The following is a 19716-nucleotide window of genomic DNA, read 5'->3' on the forward strand; positions in this document are numbered from 1 at the left end:
CTCTTTTCAGTTGCATGACTATACCAGAAGTCGGGGAAATAGCAATTCATCAGATGTGCTGAAAATACGTGGATGAGATTGGGGATAGTAGACAATATAGGGATATCGGAGCAAAAGAAAAGCCACGGCTTGTGCCATGACCTTTCAATTCATATTTGCATCCTTATTCAGCAGAAACACCTGCCAAATGTACTGTCACATTAAATTGTCTTTCATCGCCATCTACAATACGGCTAATGCAGTCCGCATCAGTTCCTTCCATCCAGATGTAAACTCGCATGGTTGTATTTCCATCATAATCTACACCAGATGCAATTTTCCGTGCATTTCCGGTAGGCAGTATATAGCTGAATCCATCTTTTGTGGCTGCATAATTGTACATTTTTCCATCTGCTGAATCCGTCCATGTATAGTTTTTTTCATACACATATGGATAAGATGGCTTTTTTGTTGAATTGCTATCTTTTACCACACTCCAGCCGTTAGTTGAGTTCACATCATTCCCATGAGCATTGATATCTTCTGCTTTGGGTGCATAAACCAGTACCAATTCTTCGCCAGATCCTTTTCCAGCATCAATTGTAATTCCGACTCGAAGAGAAGCTGCTACTTTATCATTCACAGCTGTTTCTTTCCCATCAGCATCTTTTATAGTTACCTGAACAGCTCCTTCTGGATTCGAACCATCCAGATATACATCACAGATTCCAGTATTGGTTAATGTATATAGAGTATATTCACCAACAGCATATGCATAGTATGTTTCATCACTAACAGTATATTGACCATACAATGTATTTCCTTTTTCATCAATATCCCATGTAGGATGCAGGTAAGTTGCCACATTCATATCGGCATTCCAGTTTTCCGGAACCCACCATGATTTTGCATCTTCTGTAGAAGCTGGGCTGATTTTATGACCCTCTACTGCCGAAACAAGTGCAGTATCGCTTCCATGATCAAGTGTATCGCCTAATTTTACAATCTGAAGCATAAATCCATTGGCTTCTGCCATAATGGAACTCGTTTCAGATGTGACCTTATTATTTGCCACATACCAGGCATAAGTGGCAGATGTTAAGGCGAATGCACTGACAAATGCACTCAGTATAGCTCCCATAAGCTGTATTTTTAATTTTTGACTTTTCGTTTTCATCTCCATCATATCCTTTTCTTTTGACATACCAAAAAGTAGAAGAAACATCTTCTGCTTTTTAGTATGCCCTCCACGCCACAACCGTGGAGAGCGATATTATTATTTAGTTCCCTGAGTATAATTTCCGTTTACACCCTGCTGTACAGGTGTTGCAGAGAAACCAAGAGCAACCTTTGCCTGACCAAGATTGTCAAAATTTGCTGTCTTAATTGTTTCATAATCACCATCATAGAACAGGGAAATATTAACTGTCAGAACTTTATTGTCAGTAATGGCTTCACCAAAAGTAGTATCTGTTGCACCAGATAAAGAATTAGTTGACTTAGCTGTCTGTTTCCAACCAACTGCATTTTCATTTAAGGCTGCATCATACTCCCACAGCTCCCACTCGTTTCCGCAAGATACCAATGCACCAACGGCATTTACGATGTCGTTCTTTGCATTTTCACCTGTAGCAGTACCTGTAACGCTCATGCTATCAATTTTCAGACTGTTAAATGCACCCTGGCTAGAAGATACATATACTTGAGAAGTTACTACATAACCAGTTGTACCGGTTACCAAAGAATCGGTATGGGTAAGGTCATAGTAAATGCCTTTGCCTGCTGTATCAGTCTGAACATCGGATTTAGCAGCATCTGCCGCATAAGCAGTCTGCCAAGCTAAAGCTGAAGGTGCAGTACCAGCCGCCCAGTCAGTCTTTGTTCCTGCCTCTGCCTGATGTGGACGAGATGGATACAGTTTTGTAGGATTCTCTGTTAATGTTACAGCTGTCTGTGTTCCTGCATTTGCCATCGTGTTAACATTATCAATAGTTAGATACGCTGCATTTGACTGTGCAGAAATACTGCTTACAGTTGCATCAACCGTATTATTACTTACAAACCACGCATATGTACTTGATCCGAGCGCTACAGCGGCAACGCATACCATGGCAACCGCTGCGCCAAGCTGTTTTTTAAGAGCTTTTACGCTTCCTAAATTTTCTTTCTTCATTATAATTTCCTCCAATCCTTTACGGCTGAAATGTATATTTTTTTATCGGACAAGGCTTTTGTACTCAGATCAAGCTCTCACCGGGCCCGGTTAATTGAGTTATCTCCTCTGCAGTTTTCGGTGAGGATATGATCTCAATACAAATCTATCTTTTATTCGGTCTTTTTTATTATTCAGCCGCTGGAAAATTCCCTTATGGAATCTCCCCCTTATATATAATCGGTGGTTGTGGCACCGCTTATATCTTACTGATTTCTTCTATTTTCCCAGGTGATTACCCTGTCACTGTAATAACTGTCGTTTGGTGCTTCGTTTCCGGCGGCATCAATTGGCTTGTCGTCAAACAGTGTATCTTTAATATCGGTAACAAATTTCCATAACAGACTTGACTGATCGTCGTAGTCTGAGTCTATATTCATGTTAAGCTCGACGCTTCCTCCGATAATGCGGTCTACGCATTCTGGATCATCGCCTTCCATCCATATTACAATTGTGTATTTATCTACGTTTCCGACAAGGAAATTTGTTTCTTCATAGCTGCACACAATCGTGTCGGACTCAAAATTTACGCATCCTTCTTCTGGCTCTCCATTTGCAGACGGTTCTGCATAAACAGTGCGTTCTCCATTTCTCCAGACTGCTACTCTGACTGCTTCTTCTGCACCTTTTGAGCATGAGTCAAGTGTAATGGATGCAACATAGCCTAAATCTTCCTTTCCTGCATTTCTAAGATAATAGGTGTACGCCATATAGTTTTTTCCATTATGACCGCCTTCTATGTCATCCACATCTTCAGGAATATCGTCAATTGAGATGTTTGTCGCATCTTTTACTGTGCTTGCAGTAAGTCGTGCTGTCGCACCCTTGAAGTCTCCAGTATCTGCTATACTGACACCCTTTCTGTACAGCTCCAGTCGGTTCAGGTTAATAGTGAAGTTGCCCATTTTCTCCTGCATGAATGCAGTAATAAAGAGGATGCAGACAACTAGCATTAACGTTAATAGAAGTAACTGCAGCTTGTCAAGACGAAGCAGGGCAGCTCCAAGTTTTCGGCGCTTTCTATGAGGCATATACATGCTAACGATATCTTCCATATCTTCTGGCTTTAAATCGTCACCATATTTTTGCATCAAAGCTTCAAGCTCTTCGATACGTATAATTTGATCCGTCTTTTGTTTTTTATTTTTTCCTAGTTTCATGACATTTACAGCTTATACCTTTTCTTTACATAAGCCACATATTCCTGCATCTGTTTGCGCTCTTCAAGATCTGCAAAGCGCAGCTGAATACCTGCTACAAAACGAAAAGCACCGCCTTTTGGCAGTTCACGCATCCAGCAGACAACTCCTACCACATCATGTGATTTCTGTCCGGATGATACTGTTCCTATTCGGGGCAGCGTGAAGATACAGCTTTCTCCAACATCAAACCAATGGTTCATGTAAACAGCAAGACCATTGTTGGAGATATCCATTGTCTGTCCCTGTTCCTTATCTATTTCACCATCTGAGTTGAGTGCCCATGTATCCTGCATGAATTGAACTGGAAGTTCAATCTTCATACGGACATCAATACGTTTGATTAACTGTCGCTGCTCCGTGACACGGCGAACCTTCCAATAACGGCGTATACCCTCTTTTACCGTATCATCTACATAGCCTGCAATGATCTGTGCATCATCGCCTTCTCCATACTGGAACAGCATCTTCTGAGTATCTTCTGGAATCAGCGCCTTTCCTCCAACCATTGGAACTGATACAAGAAACGCTGACTCGTCAATCGCCTTATTAAATGTGCATACCATATTAAATTTTGGTTCCTGACCGACTGGTGCGTCATATGCCACACGCATCTTTGCCCCGTGTTTGATTTGTAATGTTCCTGCCATTTATTCTTTAGCTCCTTGTCTGATCTGAGAATTTCCTGTCTGACTTTCCAAAGCTGTTTTACCCAGAACTTAATTTTCTAAAAGTGTCATTTTCCGCCATTTTAGGCGGTTTTTGGCACTTTTCACGGCTTCATTTTAACACATAAACATTAGAAAGTCTACTATATTTTTCGCTTCAAAAAAACAGACAGGGGATGCCCTGCCTGCTCTTTTTATTTGTAAATATTACTTTAACTTTGACTCTCTGTGGATGATCTCTTCTCTTCCCGGTCCGTTTGATACGAGTGTGATCGGAACCTGAATCTCCTGCTCGATGGTGTCGATATAGTTGCGGCAAGCCTCTGGCAGATCCTCGTAATTGCGGATTCCGCGGATATCGCAGTTCCAGCCTGGCAGTACCTTGTATACCGGCTTTGCCTTCTCAAGCTTCTGAGTGGTTGGGAAATCCTTTGTTACAACGCCGTCGATCTCATAGCCTACGCACATCGGAATCTCCTTTAAGTAGCCTAACGGGTCAAGTACTGTAAGTGCAACGCTTGTTGCTCCCTGCACACGGCAGCCATATCTTGTTGCAACTGCATCAAACCATCCCACACGTCTCGGACGGCCTGTGGTAGCACCAAACTCACCCTTATCACCACCGCGCTTACGAAGCTCATCAGCCTCCTCACCGAAGATCTCGCTGACAAATGCACCTGCGCCTACTGCACTAGAATATGCCTTTGCAACTGTTGTGATCTCATTGATCTCATATGGCGGGATACCTGCGCCGATTGCACCGTATGCTGCTAATGGAGAGGAAGAAGTTACCATCGGGTAGATACCATGATCTGGATCCTTTAAGGTACCAAGCTGTCCCTCTAACAGAATCTTCTTTCCTTCCTTGATTGCCTGATGCAGGTAAAGTCCTGTATCTGCTACGTAAGGAGCGATCATCTCCTTGTATTCCATAAGTGTATTGAAAATCTCATCTGCATTTAATGGATCCTTGTGGTACAGATGAACAAGCATAACATTCTTTAAGGTGCAGATGCGCTCGCACTTTTCCTTTAACTCGTCCATATCTCCGAACAGCTCGCTTACCTGGAAGCCAATCTTTGCATACTTATCAGAGTAGAACGGAGCGATACCGGAACGTGTTGAACCAAAGGATTTTCCTGCCAGACGCTCTTCCTCGTAGGTATCCAGTGCTACATGATATGGCATCAGGATCTGTGCACGATCAGAAACCATAATGTTTGGCTTCGGAACGCCCTGCTCAGTTAAGCTGTTTAACTCCTTTATAAAATACGGAATGTTCAGTGCAACACCATTTCCAATGATATTTACAGTGTGCTGTGAGAACACGCCGGATGGAAGAAGGTGCATTGCAAATCTTCCATAATTGTTGATAATTGTATGTCCAGCGTTGCTTCCGCCCTGGAAACGGATTACAATGTCAGACTCCTGTGCTAACATATCCGTAATTTTACCTTTACCCTCGTCGCCCCAATTGGCGCCTACAATTGCTCTTGCCATATCAGTTACCTTACCTTTCTTATACGTTAATCTCTGCTGTCATACCAAGGTCTTCCTTGTTCTTAGCAAGGATTGGATTTATTACTTCTGCGAGGAAATCCTCTACCTGCTCCTTAGAACGTCCTGTGTAACGCTCTGGATTCATGCACTGCTGCAGCTGCTCTTTTGTCAGGTGGAATGTATCATCTGCTGCAATCAAATCAAGCAGGTTGTTGTCAAGACCGTTTACCTTGACATTACGTCCAGCCTCCATGGACAGCTGGCGGATCTTCTCATGCAGCTCCTGACGGTCTCCACCTTCCTTTACTGCATCCATCATGATATTCTCTGTTGCCATAAATGGAAGCTCTGCCATCAGATGCTTGTGAATTACCTTCTCATAAACAACCATTCCGTCTACGATATTCAGATAAAGATCAAGAATACCGTCAACTGCCAAAAAGCCCTCTGGAATACTGATTCTCTTGTTTGCAGAATCGTCAAGTGTACGCTCAAACCACTGAGTTGAAGCGACAAGCATCGGATTCATAGCATCTGAGATCACATAGTCTGCCAAAGAAGCAATACGCTCACTTCTCATTGGATTTCTCTTATATGCCATTGCAGAAGAACCGATCTGATGCTTCTCAAATGGTTCCTCAACCTCCTTTAAGTGCTGCAGAAGACGCACATCGTTTGTAAACTTATGTGCACTCATTGCAATACCAGCCAGTACATTTAATACACGGCTGTCTACCTTACGGGAGTAGGTCTGTCCAGAAACAGGATATACACCAGCAAAGCCCATCTTATCTGCGATCATCTGATCCAGTTTTCTGATTTTTGCATGATCACCGTCAAACAGCTCCATGAAGGATGCCTGTGTACCTGTTGTTCCCTTAGAGCCAAGAAGCTTTAAGGAATCGATTACATAGCAGATATCCTCATAATCCTGCACAAGCTCCATCATCCAAAGCGTTGCACGCTTTCCGACTGTGGTTGGCTGTGCCGGCTGGAAATGAGTAAATGCCAGTGTCGGCAGCGCCTTGTAGCGGTCTGCAAACTTTGCCAGCTCAGCAATGACATTGACTAACTTCTTCTTTACAAGCTGCAGTCCCTCACGCATGATGATCATATCAGTGTTGTCACCTACATAGCAACTGGTTGCACCCAGATGGATGATACCCTTTGCCTTTGGACATTGTACACCATATGCATAAACGTGAGACATAACATCGTGACGAACTTCCTTCTCTCTCGCCTTTGCAACATCATAATTGATATCATTCTGATGCTCTTTAAGCTCAGCGATCTGCTCGTCTGTAATATTTAATCCCAACTCCTTCTCGCTCTCTGCAAGTGCGATCCACAGCTTTCTCCATGTGGTAAACTTCTTATCCTGTGAAAAAATATATTGCATTTCCTTGCTGGCATAGCGCTCGGAAAGTGGGCTTGTATAACGATCTGTTGCCATAGTAAACCAACCTTTCTTCTATATCTTTTTACTTTTGATAGTCGCCGCGGATGTCCTCTGTCGGCGGATCCAGCGGATATTTGCCATTGAAGCATCCAGTACAAATGCCAAGTCCCTTTGACATTTCATACAGACATTCCTCGTCTAAGTATGCGAGGGAATCAGCTCCGATAATCTTACAGATTTCATCTACACTTCTGTTGTGTGCAATCAGCTGATCCTCAGATGGAATATCAGTTCCAAAGTAACACGGATGCAAGAACGGCGGTGAGGAGATTCTTACATGAACTTCCTTTGCACCTGCCTCACGAAGCATACCTACAATACGGTCACTTGTGGTTCCACGCACGATTGAGTCATCAATCATGATGACACGCTTTCCCTTTACAGCCTCTGTAAGTACGTTCAGCTTAATGCGAACACTTGACTCGCGGCTGCTTTGCTTTGGCTTGATAAAGGTTCTGCCGACATAGCTGTTCTTTACAAATGCCATGCCATACGGAATGCCGCTCTCCATCGCATAACCCATAGCTGCGACATTACCAGACTCCGGAACACCGACAACAAGATCAGCATTAACTGGGTGATGCTTTGCAAGAGAACGTCCTGCAATCAGACGGCTCTCATATACACTTACGCCATCAATATAGGCATCTGGTCTGGCAAAATAAATATATTCAAAAATACATCTTGCATGCTGCTCCTTTGGGATACACATGCTTCGGTTTGATTCAATTCCTTTTTGTGTGATGGTGACGATCTCGCCCGGCTCTACGTCACGGACAAATTCAGCACCGATAGTGTCAAGTGCACAGCTTTCTGATGCCAGTATATAGGCATTGCCACGCTTTCCGATACACAGCGGTCTAAAGCCATATGGATCTCTTGCTCCAATGAGCTTTCTCGGACTCATGACAACAAGTGAATACGCTCCCTTGATTTTTTTCATCGCCTCTGCGACAGCTGCCTGTACGGTCGGCTGTTCAACTCTGGCTCTTGCAATCATGTACGCGATAATCTCAGAATCGATTGTCGTCTGAAAGATTGCACCTGTTCTTGCAAGCTCCTGGCGCAGCTGCGGCGTATTGATCAGGTTGCCATTATGTGCCAGGCCTAGTGTTCCTTTGATGTAGTTTAATACAAGCGGCTGTGCATTCTCTCTCGTAGAACTACCTGCCGTCGAGTATCTGGTGTGGCCTACACCGATGTTTCCTTTCATTGACTCTAAGTCTTCCGGGGTAAACACCTCGTTGCACAGACCCATTCCTTTATGACTCAGTACTAGTCCTTTGGGACCGCTAGTGTCGCTTACCGCGATACCGCAACTCTCCTGACCTCTGTGCTGCAGAGCAAAAAGACCATAATAAATAGTCGACGCTACGTCATTGCCATCCATGTCGTAAATGCCGAACACGCCGCATTCTTCATGAAGATGGTCATCTACTTCGTATTGCTGATGTATCATTTGTCTTTTCCTTCCTGTTGTTGTGACATTCTCACACAGACGAAGCCCTTTTACCATTTGCTTCGCCAGCCTAGGTTTCATGGTGCCTTTACGCTTCTTGCATTCTTTTCTGCCAAACGCACACGAACAAATCTGCCGCATGGACACCACCCCTAATTATATATGACCGCCTGTCGAAAATCAAGATGAAATTAGCCAAATTTCATGTTTTGCTTAGTACCCGAATGTGCCCTCTAGTGATTCATCCTTTTCAATCCAGTCTGCTACCTTTACGACTCGGTAATTATCTTTATCATCACGCACATATACAGTCTCGATTCCTGCATTTATGATCATTCGCTTACACATGGAGCAGCTGTTGGAATTTTTTACATATTCACCTGTATCTGCTTCTACTCCTGTCAAATATAAAGAGCTTCCGATCATCTGATCTCTTGATGCACTGATTATGGCATTTGCCTCAGCGTGAACGCTTCTGCACAATTCATAGCGCTCACCCCTTGGAATCTGAAGTTTCTGTCGGATACAAAAACCTAAATCAGTACAGTTTTTGCGTCCTCGCGGGGAACCAACATAGCCAGTAGATACCACCTCATCATTTTTTACGATAACAGCACCGTAGCGGCGTCTAAGGCAGGTTCCTCGTTGGGATACGATCTCTGCCAGATCCAGATAGTAATTGACTTTATCACGTCTCATGCAATATTACCTTCTTTCCCAGTTAACGTTAACTGTTAATGTCTTCGTTTCTTACGGTTATAATACACGAAAATAAGACCGCCTGTCAACTCTGACAGACGGCCTTGAATTTTAACTATTTATACAAGACGACGATATCCGATCGGCTGCTTGTTATAGAATACATTATCTACTACGATACCTCTCTCTGCACTTGCTGCATGAACCATCATGCCGCCGCCGATATAGATTGCTACATGGCCTGAGAAGCAGATAAGATCACCTGGCTGCAGCTGCTCGTATGATACAGCCTGTCCATAGTTGATCTGTTCGCCGGAGTAGTGCGGAAGGCTGATACCGAATGCTGCGTATACGTTCATGGTAAATCCAGAACAGTCAACACCGCCTCCTGGTGTCAGGTTTGTACCGCCCCATACATAATTACACTGTCCTACCCACTGCATTGCATAGTCTACGATAGACTGTCCATTACCGCTTGGAGCTGGTGCTGGTGCCGGTGCTGCCGGCTGAGTCTCCGGTGCCGCTGGCTGAGTCTCCGGGGCTGGTGCTGGAGCTGCTGGCTGTGTCTCTGGTGCTGGCGCTGGAGCTGCCGGCTGAGTCTCTGGGGCCGCTGGCTGTGTCTCTGGGGCTGCCGGCTGGGTTGCCTGAGTCGGTGCCGGGTTTGCATATACTTCAAGGTTGGAGCTAAAATCACCATAATACATGGTTACAACATTGTAGCCCTCCTGCTTTAAGGTCATACCTACCTGTGGTGAATACCATCCGTCGTAAATATCCTTTACAGTTCCATCGCTGTAGCTTACTCTTACAAACAATTCTGCGGTGTAGACAACATCACCCACATACTTTGTACCGCCCTGATAGCAAGCCTCAATGCCTGTTACAGATGCTGCAGTCGGAACTTCTACACTTATGGTTTCATCAGATGCTGAGCTGCTTGGTGCTGTTGTCTCAGCTGTATTACTTGTTGTATTTCCCTCAGAAGATGCATCTGTTGATGGCTGTGTCTGAGTTTCCTGTACAGACTCTGCTGCTGCGGAGGATTCTGCTGCTGCCTCGCTTGATGCTACTGATTCTGCAACCTGAGTAAAGTAGCCGGAATCTGATGCTAACTTATATGCTGCATCTGCAAGTGCAAGTGCGCTTTCCTGCTCCTGCTTTGAGGTTGCTGCCAGATCTTCTAATCCAGAATCTGCTGCAAATTCGCTGTAGTAACCAAGAAGCTCTGCTGCATAAACGATAGCTGCATATGCACGATAGTAGCCTTCGCCTGTTCCCTCTGCCATTGCCTGCTCGTATACGTTTCTGGAGTAGTTGATATCGATCATGAAGTTCTCCAGTTCCTGAGATACAAATTCATTGTCTACCTTCTGAGCCTGAGCGAACTGAGTCTTAATGGTGATGCCGGACTTTGAAACATATCCAACCTCATCATTTGCAATATGTATCTTTACAAAATCACCCTGATCCTCAATGATTGCGTACTCTTCATCCTTGTATACAGTTCCAACAACATTTGCGCTGTCAGATGCACTGTCGCGAACATTTAACTGATCTGCTGTAACAACTGCATAGCGGTTCTGGATATTGTCCTCAGCAGTCTTGGCTGCTGTGCCAACTAATACGTAGGCTGCGCTTACATAACCTTCTACATCGCCGCAAGTGATACGATACCAGCTGCCTTCGCTGTTGTTTACGGAACTTTTGATGTTAACCTGGCAGTTACTGAAAAGTCTTCCGACTGTTACACTGCCTGTGGATGGCTGTTCACGCACGTTTAAGTAACCTGCTGCGCTTACCAGTCCTACATTAGAAGCATCTGAAGTGACAGCAACAGTAGCGGCCATAACGGTTTTTGGCTCTTCGGTTTTTGGCTCTTCGGTTTCTGTCTCACTCTCAGCCTCAGATGTTGCCTGAGCCTTAGGAACAAGATAATCTAAGATTGCCTCATCCGGAGTTTCCTCTCCTGCGTAGTAGTTATTCAATGTAACAGCCATGCCTGCGATTGCGCTCTCACCCTCAAGCTCACCTGCGGATGCCGGAACAAAAAATGTACCAGACAGCATAGACGCTGCTAATATTGACGTAACAAATCTGTTTCCTTTGATCTTCATATATACCAAGCCTTTCTTTATAAAACCTCTTTACATTCTTATCTGCGAGCGAGTAAGCTTGCACTCCCTCGCTAGTTTCGCAGTAACAATTCACGAGTGAACTATTACTAAATATTACAAAATTATTACACTTCGAGGGGCATTATAACAAAATTATTACGAGATGTCAAGTGAAATCGGGATAACGATTAAGAAAGAGAGCGCGTTTTTCGCCAAAAAAGCCACTTGCAATCGGGAAAATGACACTTTACTGTGCCTTTCCCGATATTAGGTGGCTCTTAATTATTTACTCTCTTCCTCTGAAGAAGCTTCACTTACCGCTTCCTCTGACTCATCAGACTCACTTGATTTTTCTTCTTTTGTTGATTCTTCCTCGCCAGTTTCACTTTCTGAGGTTTCCTCACCACTAGTTTCACTTTCTGAGGTTTCTTCTCCGTTAGTTTCACTTTCTGAGGTTTCTTCTCCGTTAGTTTCACTTTCTGATGTTTCTTCCTCGCTTGGTGCTACGTAAACCGGAGTTGTAAAGCGGATTGTGTCAATCACATCCTCATCTACCTTAAACTTGGAAGAATCGTCCTGAATCTCGGCATATTTCTCTGAGAACAATGCTGTCTTTCTGCTTTCGATCTCTGAATCGATGGCACTCTGACGTGCTTCCTCATCGTTATCATCAAGACAGCGGATGATGTAGATGCTGCCGTCATCGCTTCTATATACAGTGCATTCGTCTGTTGCCAGCGCCCATGCAGCTGCATTATATACAGCAGTTCCATCCTCACTAATGGAAATCTCAGAATTTGTTGCAGTAAAGTGACTGTCATTTTGATAATCACTGATAAAGTCTGCTGCATCATTTCCTTCCTCAAATTCCTTAAGGATCTTGTCTGCTGCATCGTTCATCGCATCCTGACGTTCCTGCTCTTCTTCTGAAAGTGTTTCTACCTCAGTTGAATCTTCAGTGGATGCCTCAGAGGAAAGTTTTGAAACATTCTCGCTTGATGCTTCCTCAGTTGATACTGCCTCAGTTGATGCTTTTTCACTGCTTGCTTCTTCTGTGGAAGTCGTTACATCCTTGGATGCACTTTCTGATTCTGCTTCTGTATTCTCTATAGAAGATGATTCTTCGCTGCTGTCTTCATCACTTGACACTTCTGTAGTTGCCCCATCGGCTGCTGTCGTCTCTGTCAGTTCACTTGGCGTCAGCTTTACATATGCGATCTTTTTGCGAAGGAACTCATCATCACCAACTGTCGTATCAACATCAGCAACAAGATCCATATAAACAAGATTTGCAATTGCATTCTCTGTATATGTCTTTTCAATCAGCTCATCTGTTGCGCCGACTGCTTCCAGATAATCCTCTGATTCTGTCTGAAGCTTTTCAATTGCCTCATCTACCTTTGCTTTTTGATCATCACTTAACTCAATGCCATTTTTCTTTGCATACTCATTTAATACAAGTGTCTGGCGAAGCTGTGACAGAGACATCTGCTTGATGTAATCACCGACTGTCATGCCTGAACCATCGCCCATATCGTTGCCGCAGATGTTTGATCCAAAATAGGATTCATAGGTATACTCCATGGAACGTATCATATAAGTAACCTCATCCAGCATGATATTTGTATCGCCAAATGAAACAGCAACTGTATCCTCTGGTGCCTTTTTCTCTAACTGTTCGCATCCGCCTAATGTACTAACGGCAGTAGCTGCTGCGAAGGCTGCTGCTGCATACTTCATAATTCGGTTCATAAATTTACCTCACTCTATTTCTATATTCTCTATCAACGCTCCGAAGTGCATCTTCTTTATCGGGCGCCTCGTGAACTTTGCTTTTCATTTTAGCATGATTTTATGAAACAATCAACGTTTTTATATCGCTTAACAGTTTTTTCAATGTTTTCAATGTCAGCGTTTTTTCTTTGACTGCGCCATCTCCTGCCCTCAATAAGAAATAAGGATTGTCTTTGTCAAGCAGACGAAGTGCACCTCGGTAAGACTGTATCAGATCCGGCACACGCATCGTGTCAAATTTTGCTCTTGGATGCATGAACAGGCGAATCTCTGTTGACGAGGACTTGATTTCTTTAATATAGAGAGAATGCGCATCCGCACGAAGGATTGACACCTCAAGCAAATTGGTGACTGGCTTTGGAACACTTCCAAAACGGTCGATAAGCTCGTCGATCATATCCATTGACTCTTCCTCTGTCTCGACTGCTGCAATACGCTTGTAGATTTCCATCCTGTCTTCTTCGTTTCGTATATAGCTGTCTGGAATGTAAGCGCTGATTGGAATGTCCACCGTTGTTTCAAAGGTTTCCTCCATCTCAAGCTCACCCTTTTCTTTTTTGACAGCCATATTTAACATCTTGCAGTACAAATCATAGCCTACTGCTTCCATATGACCGTGCTGCTCACTGCCAAGCAGATTTCCAGCGCCTCGAATTTCCAGATCACGCATGGCTATCTTAATACCTGAACCAAGATCTGTATACTCACGAATTGCCTGAAGACGCTTTTCAGCCTCTTCTTTTAAAATCTTGTTTCGCTGATACATGATAAAAGCATAGGCAGTGCGGTTTGAACGGCCTACACGTCCTCTTAACTGATACAGCTGTGCAAGTCCGTAGCGGTCAGAATCGTGGATGATAATAGTATTTACGTTTGGAATGTTTAAGCCTGTCTCTATAATAGTTGTGGAAACAAGCACGTCTATATCACCGTTAACAAAGTCCATCATGATTTGTTCTAGCTGACGCTCTGACATTTGACCATGTGCAAAGGCAACATTTGCATCTGGCACAAGCTTTGCTATCTGTGCCGTAATCTGATCAATATCCTTGACACGATTATACACATAGTAAACCTGTCCGTCTCTGGCAAGCTCTCTGTTTATTGCTTCGCGAACCATTTCCCAATTCATTTCCATTACATATGTCTGAATCGGTCTTCTCTCATACGGTGCTTCCTCCAACACACTCATATCGCGCACGCCTATCATACTCATATGAAGTGTTCTCGGAATCGGTGTTGCCGTTAGTGTCAGCACGTCAACGTCTTTTTTAAGCTGCTTAATCTTTTCCTTGTGTGTGACACCAAAGCGCTGTTCCTCATCAATAATCAAAAGGCCTAGATCTTTAAATACAACATCCTTTGACAGCACACGATGCGTTCCTATTACAATATCGGCAAGACCCTTTTTTAAGCGCTCAAGTGATGCCTTGATCTGCGCTGACGTGCGAAAGCGTGATAAAAGTTCAATTCGAATTGGATAGTCCTTCATTCGCTCAACAAATGTATTGTAATGCTGTTGAGCAAGAATAGTTGTCGGCACAAGAAATACGACCTGCTTACTGTCCTGCACAGCCTTAAAGGCAGCTCTGATGGCAATCTCTGTTTTTCCGTAGCCTACATCACCGCACACTAAGCGGTCCATGATTTTCGTGCTTTCCATATCAGCTTTTGTCGCATCAATTGCTGCAAGCTGATCTGCTGTCTCATCAAATGGTACAAGCTCTTCAAATTCTTTCTGCCATACAGTGTCTGTTCCATACTGATAACCGTGACCACTCTGGCGCACTGCATACAGCTCCACAAGCTCCTTTGCAATGTTGTTGACTGCTTTTTGAACACGGCTTTTTGTTTTTGTCCACTCCTGGCCGTTCAATTTGTTAAGCTTTGGCTGCTTAGACTCTGAATCAGCATACTTTTGTATCATATGAAGCTGTGTGACAGGAAAATACAGCTTTCCGCCATCACCATATTCTATCTTAATATAATCTTTTGTTACCTTATCCACAATCTGTCGCTCTGTTCCGCGATAAATTCCCAGTCCATAATTTTCATGCACCACATAATCACCAGGCTTTAGCTGCGCAAAATCACTTATTCGCTGACCCTGATAGTGGCTCTTTTTTTCTTTTTTCTTTTTCTTAACACCAAAGATATCGCTCTCTGTGATAACAGCAAATTTTAGCATCGGATATAAAAAGCCACGGTGAAGGTTTCCGTAAGTAACCATGATCTCACCTGGATTTATCTTTTTATCCTCGTCCTCGCTGTAATATGCCAAAAGATCATACTCTATAAGCTGATTGACAATGCGGTTTGCACGAGTTCTTGACGGACACAAAAGGACAATTCGGTACTTTTCCTTCTTCCAGTGTGTCAGATCCTTAATTAAAAGTTCAAAACCTTCACGATATGTGTTCATGTTCTGAACATTTACTGCGTAGCTGTTTACCACCGTAAAGTCAGCCAGGCGGCTGTCAAGTGAAGACAGTGCTGCAACCTGACCGCGCTCAAAAGCAGCAAGCACATGTTTTGCCGGTGTTAAAAGTGCTGTCTGACCTGGCAAAAGAAAGCCCTGCTCCAGACGATTTTTCATGCTTTCCTCAAACTCAGCCTGCACACCATCACCGCGCTCTTTAAGACGCATCGGCTCATCAAGGAAAACTAACGTGTTCTTCTCATCAAAATATTCAGAAAGTTGAACAGTGCGCGGATAAAAATAGCTTATATAGCTGTCTGGTGCCTCTAATACAACATCTTCACCAAGTGCCTCTAATATGCGGTTTGTCTCCTCGCGAAGACGCTTCGCCTTGTCTGGCTCCTTTGCTTTTTTAAAGACAGCTAACTGGCTCTCAAGCTCATTTTGAATCATTCCCGCAGCACGCCGTCTTGCCGTATCATCTGCGATCACCTCTGCCGCTGGAAAAACAGATACGCACTCGATCTGATCCATTGAGCGCTGGCTCTGCGGTTCAAAGCAGCGAATCGTATCTATTTCATCTCCCCAAAGCTCGATTCTAACCGGAACCTCCATTGTCAATGGATATACATCAGCAATACCTCCGTGAACAGTAAACTGTCCTGGCTCCTCCACACGTCCTACACGCTCATATCCCATCACAGTCAGGTCATGCTTTAGCTTTTCAAGATCAAGCTCATCACCTTCTTTTAGCTTTATCACATGACTCATCAGCTGTTCAAACGGCACTGCCGCGCTCATGAGCGCATCTATTGTCGTGATGATAACCTTCGCCTCGTTTTGATAAAGTGCTGCAAATGCCTTCATGCGCTCTGCAATGATGGCATTTCCCTGCAGATCTGCGCTAAAAAAGATCAGGTCACGCGGTGGAATCACATAGACCTGACTGCAAAATAATTTATAATCTTCTTCAATTTCCCTTGCCCGCTGTTCATTGTACGTCACAACAAGCTGCACTTTTTTCTCTCCAAGAAAGGTGCTCATAAAATGCACCTTCTCGGAGTCAATACAGCCTGTCATGCCCACTGGATCTGTTCCCTTCAAAAAATCTCTTGAAAAGTCTTCATATTCCAGCAGGTCCGTCAGCGGATTTGCAAAAATACCCACAATTGACCCTCCTTATCATTATTTTGTTTTCTTCTGGTTATAATGATTCATGGTTGCCTCTAGTCCGTTGTTCATTAAGGAGCATACTGCATCTGCTGCTTCTTTGTAGCCATCTTCCATTGCCTTTTTTTCTTCGCCCTGGAAATGGCTGAGTACAAAATCTGCTAAATCCATCTTTGGCGGCTTTGCTCCGATTCCGACACGCACTCTTGGAAAATCCTGTGAATTGCAATGCAGAATGATATTTTTCATACCATTATGACCGCCTGCACTTCCTTTACCGCGCACGCGAAGCTGTCCTGGCTCTAGGTTAATATCATCATATACTACAATTAAATCAGAGATATCTGTTTTGTAGTAATTCATGACCTCCTGAATACACTCTCCGCTTAAATTCATGAAGGTCTGAGGCTTTACTAGAACAACCTTTTGTCCCTCAATCGCGCCTGTTCCAATTAAGCCCTTAAATTTTTTTGTTGTTACATCAATATTGTATTTGTCAGCAAGGTAATCAATAACCTCAAAGCCAACGTTATGTCTTGTTCCTCTATACTGTGCGGTTGGGTTGCCCAGACCTGCTATGATATACATGTTTTTTCCTCCTTCTGCCACTGGGGACAGGGACGGTGGCATTAAAAAAGCAATTGCCGCGGCGTCCCTGTCCCCGATGGCGCTCATGTTAGTTCAATTTATTATACGGTCACTCATTCCAAGCGAATCGGCAAGTGCCTGCAGATCAAAATCTTCTGGCACTGTGATACCATTTACAGGAAGCGGTCTGCGTCTGTCAAAGACATCATATACGTCAAACAGATCACTTGTGAGTACCTTCTCTGGATAAACCATCTGCTTAAACATCATCTGACCATCCATGTTGCGGCGGCCCTGACGCATGTAATTTGAGCCATACTGCAGCCAGTACTGAGTACTGTCTACGTTGCAAAAATATCTAAAGCCTACATCCCAGAGCTTTTTGAATTTTTCATTTTCAAATGTATACTGTGATGGTCTCCAGTCTCCTACATCTGCTCCTAACGGATATAAAATAATATCTGTATCTCCGATTATAGATTCTACTTCGCGCTCCCACATATCTGTGTCCCATACAAGATGTTCATAGCTTGTACTTGTCATATTCAGATGACCCCAGCTGTGGCTGGCAAGCTCCCAGCCCAGATCGCGAATTGCCTGTGCAACTTCTCGTGCTGTCTGCTTGTCCTGCTCAATATTTTCATTTGGTGACGTATGATCTTCGCGCTTTTCTTTATCGTTTGCAGGTGTAGAAACGTAATAGTCACAATTTTCATTGTACCAGAAATCACTTGTGCGATAGCCTAAAATACCATCATATCCCGTAAATGCCAGAATACCCTTTGAACCCTGATAAGAAAAGTCAGGATGTGTTTCAATAAAATCCTCTAAAACAGTCAAAACGTCATAAGAACCATATGATACGCTTCCATCACGCTCAACATACTCATTTACAACCTTACCGTTTTCATCAAGACAGAGCTTTGTCGCAAATCCAGTTCCTGTCATATACTCATAATAGCATACATCGTCTTCGGAAAGTACAAATGGCTTTTTTCCTCTCGGAAGATAAATTGGCTGCTGCACCATCTGCATAGTACCGTCTGGCTGCGTTTCCATCTTTGCAATCTTATGAAGGCTTATCAAAACATAACCCTTGTCATACATAGACTGCATTATATCTTTAAATTCTTCGATGGTTGTCATTACCTGATCATAATCACTGCTCTTATAGCTTGCAAATGCAAGCTCGCTGTCAACAATAAGACTATGGAAAAAGATATGTGTAATCTTATCATAATCTGTCCACTGTACAGCCTGTGATTTCAAACTCTCATAGCTTTGAATGCAGCTAACATATGTTTCATTATCTGCATAGCCAGGTATTGACTGAATCTGTGCAATTGCACCGTCATAATCGTACTGCATTGCCTTTAAATTAGCAGCCTGTACGACTGGATCACTGCTTTGTACAAGAGCACCATCCGCAGCCGCCTCTGTTGCCTTCCATGTTTCGTATTCCACAGGTGCTTTCGTCGATGATGCCTGATCTGGCTTCACATGTGGAAGCGTCACTGGGCGCAGGCATACCCATGCCACTACACCAAGACCTGCACATGCAATTACAAGCAGCACCAAAAGTATGACAATAGGCGCACCTGATTGGCCTCTTTTTATTTTCTTTTTCTGATAGTCTTCCCAGCTGCGTCTTTTCTTTGCCATTTGTTCCTCCATTTTCTTTGTTTACGGCACTGGAACGGTCATTCCCTGAAGTACATATTTTGTATCAGTCTCAAATACATACGCATTCACAATGTATGAACCGTGCTCGTTTTTATGCTCACTTACTGGAACATAACATGTCGCTGTGTTTCCAGATACGGTCATGTTATGCCATACCAGATCATCCTGTCCATTTGCTGCTGTCCACACTGCAGTTGAAACCTTTTTATAGCCTGCAGGTGCATTAAATTGAATCGTAACACGGAAACCATTTGATGATAATTCTGTTACATACGGAATCGCCATCGACAGCACACCTGTACCGCTGCCATTATTATTTCCTGAACTGCCTCCAGGATTTGCACCTGATGGAACAGTTACATTAACACCCTTTAATGGTGCTAATTTTCCAGCTTTATCATATAGGTAAATATGAGTCGTGTATGCTCCGCTCTCTCCCTTATGGGCACTTGATGGCACGTAAAATGTAGCTGTATCACCGCTTACGCTTGCCTGATGCCACACTAGATCATCCTGTCCATTTGCATTTGTCCATGTTGGCATCAATACTTTGCTTACTCCTGACGGTGCATTTATTTTTGCCGTAACTCGGTAGCCCGATGCACTAAGTTCCGTAATAGAAGCGTCACCAATTGAAAGGCTTGATGACGGTGTCGGCGGTGTTACGGCTGCTGATGGCACTGTTACATTTACACCCTTTAATGGTGCTAATTTTCCTGCTTTATCATATAGGTAAATATGAGTCGTGTATGCTCCGCTCTCTCCCTTATGGG

General features: G+C 43.7%; 14 protein-coding genes. All 14 read right to left on the reverse strand.

Annotation, left to right across the window (positions count from 1 at the left end; all coding sequences use genetic code 11):
* Positions 1 to 163 precede the first annotated feature (163 nt).
* Positions 164 to 1156: a hypothetical protein gene (locus tag WJP93_RS04915; protein WP_337547180.1), complete on the reverse strand. Its 993-nt coding sequence runs from the start codon at positions 1154 to 1156 to the stop codon at positions 164 to 166.
* A 99-nt stretch (positions 1157 to 1255) separates the two neighbouring features.
* Positions 1256 to 2152 (reverse strand): hypothetical protein, encoded by an 897-nt coding sequence (locus WJP93_RS04920; protein WP_337547181.1) that lies wholly within the window; start codon positions 2150 to 2152, stop codon positions 1256 to 1258.
* A gap of 245 nt (positions 2153 to 2397) precedes the next feature.
* Complete coding sequence (locus tag WJP93_RS04925; RefSeq protein WP_337547182.1) at positions 2398 to 3351, reverse strand: hypothetical protein; 954 nt, start codon at positions 3349 to 3351, stop codon at positions 2398 to 2400.
* 5 nt (positions 3352 to 3356) lie between these two features.
* Complete coding sequence (locus WJP93_RS04930) at positions 3357 to 4040, reverse strand: PilZ domain-containing protein (protein ID WP_337547183.1); 684 nt, start codon at positions 4038 to 4040, stop codon at positions 3357 to 3359.
* A gap of 225 nt (positions 4041 to 4265) precedes the next feature.
* Positions 4266 to 5558 carry an adenylosuccinate synthase gene (locus WJP93_RS04935; RefSeq protein ID WP_227101740.1) on the reverse strand — a complete coding sequence of 431 codons (1293 nt, stop codon included), beginning with the start codon at positions 5556 to 5558 and terminating at the stop codon, positions 4266 to 4268.
* A gap of 19 nt (positions 5559 to 5577) precedes the next feature.
* Positions 5578 to 7011, reverse strand: coding sequence for an adenylosuccinate lyase (gene purB / locus WJP93_RS04940; protein ID WP_227101741.1), 1434 nt, complete (start codon positions 7009 to 7011; stop codon positions 5578 to 5580).
* A 28-nt stretch (positions 7012 to 7039) separates the two neighbouring features.
* Positions 7040 to 8476, reverse strand: a complete 1437-nt coding sequence (gene purF, locus WJP93_RS04945) for an amidophosphoribosyltransferase (protein WP_227101742.1) — start codon at positions 8474 to 8476, stop codon at positions 7040 to 7042.
* A 213-nt stretch (positions 8477 to 8689) separates the two neighbouring features.
* Positions 8690 to 9175, reverse strand: coding sequence for a cytidine/deoxycytidylate deaminase family protein (locus WJP93_RS04950; RefSeq protein ID WP_118612561.1), 486 nt, complete (start codon positions 9173 to 9175; stop codon positions 8690 to 8692).
* Positions 9176 to 9294: 119 nt separating this feature from the next.
* Positions 9295 to 11289: an NlpC/P60 family protein gene (locus WJP93_RS04955; RefSeq protein WP_337547184.1), complete on the reverse strand. Its 1995-nt coding sequence runs from the start codon at positions 11287 to 11289 to the stop codon at positions 9295 to 9297.
* Between the two features lie 282 nt (positions 11290 to 11571).
* A complete protein-coding gene (locus WJP93_RS04960; protein WP_337547185.1) occupies positions 11572 to 13041 on the reverse strand; it encodes a hypothetical protein in 1470 nt (489 codons plus the stop codon).
* A gap of 100 nt (positions 13042 to 13141) precedes the next feature.
* Complete coding sequence (gene mfd, locus WJP93_RS04965; protein WP_337547186.1) at positions 13142 to 16669, reverse strand: transcription-repair coupling factor; 3528 nt, start codon at positions 16667 to 16669, stop codon at positions 13142 to 13144.
* 18 nt (positions 16670 to 16687) lie between these two features.
* Positions 16688 to 17260: an aminoacyl-tRNA hydrolase gene (gene pth / locus WJP93_RS04970; RefSeq protein WP_118612565.1), complete on the reverse strand. Its 573-nt coding sequence runs from the start codon at positions 17258 to 17260 to the stop codon at positions 16688 to 16690.
* Positions 17261 to 17353: 93 nt separating this feature from the next.
* Positions 17354 to 18922, reverse strand: coding sequence for a polysaccharide deacetylase family protein (locus WJP93_RS04975; RefSeq protein WP_337547187.1), 1569 nt, complete (start codon positions 18920 to 18922; stop codon positions 17354 to 17356).
* Positions 18923 to 18943: 21 nt separating this feature from the next.
* A partial coding sequence (locus WJP93_RS04980) for a GBS Bsp-like repeat-containing protein (RefSeq protein WP_337547188.1) occupies positions 18944 to 19716 on the reverse strand: 773 nt, incomplete at its 5' end.

This window comes from Anthropogastromicrobium sp., from assembly GCF_037349415.1.
GTDB lineage: Bacteria > Bacillota > Clostridia > Lachnospirales > Lachnospiraceae > Anthropogastromicrobium > Anthropogastromicrobium aceti.

Coding starts and splice junctions, on each gene's coding strand:
- purF (WP_227101742.1), bottom strand. CDS start 8,476: ATGATACATCAGCAATACGAAGTAGATGACCATCTTCATGAAGAATGC.
- WJP93_RS04915 (WP_337547180.1), bottom strand. CDS start 1,156: ATGAAAACGAAAAGTCAAAAATTAAAAATACAGCTTATGGGAGCTATA.
- WJP93_RS04955 (WP_337547184.1), bottom strand. CDS start 11,289: ATGAAGATCAAAGGAAACAGATTTGTTACGTCAATATTAGCAGCGTCT.
- WJP93_RS04975 (WP_337547187.1), bottom strand. CDS start 18,922: ATGGCAAAGAAAAGACGCAGCTGGGAAGACTATCAGAAAAAGAAAATA.
- WJP93_RS04950 (WP_118612561.1), bottom strand. CDS start 9,175: ATGAGACGTGATAAAGTCAATTACTATCTGGATCTGGCAGAGATCGTA.
- purB (WP_227101741.1), bottom strand. CDS start 7,011: ATGGCAACAGATCGTTATACAAGCCCACTTTCCGAGCGCTATGCCAGC.
- WJP93_RS04920 (WP_337547181.1), bottom strand. CDS start 2,152: ATGAAGAAAGAAAATTTAGGAAGCGTAAAAGCTCTTAAAAAACAGCTT.
- WJP93_RS04925 (WP_337547182.1), bottom strand. CDS start 3,351: ATGAAACTAGGAAAAAATAAAAAACAAAAGACGGATCAAATTATACGT.
- WJP93_RS04960 (WP_337547185.1), bottom strand. CDS start 13,041: ATGAACCGAATTATGAAGTATGCAGCAGCAGCCTTCGCAGCAGCTACT.
- WJP93_RS04935 (WP_227101740.1), bottom strand. CDS start 5,558: ATGGCAAGAGCAATTGTAGGCGCCAATTGGGGCGACGAGGGTAAAGGT.
- WJP93_RS04930 (WP_337547183.1), bottom strand. CDS start 4,040: ATGGCAGGAACATTACAAATCAAACACGGGGCAAAGATGCGTGTGGCA.
- pth (WP_118612565.1), bottom strand. CDS start 17,260: ATGTATATCATAGCAGGTCTGGGCAACCCAACCGCACAGTATAGAGGA.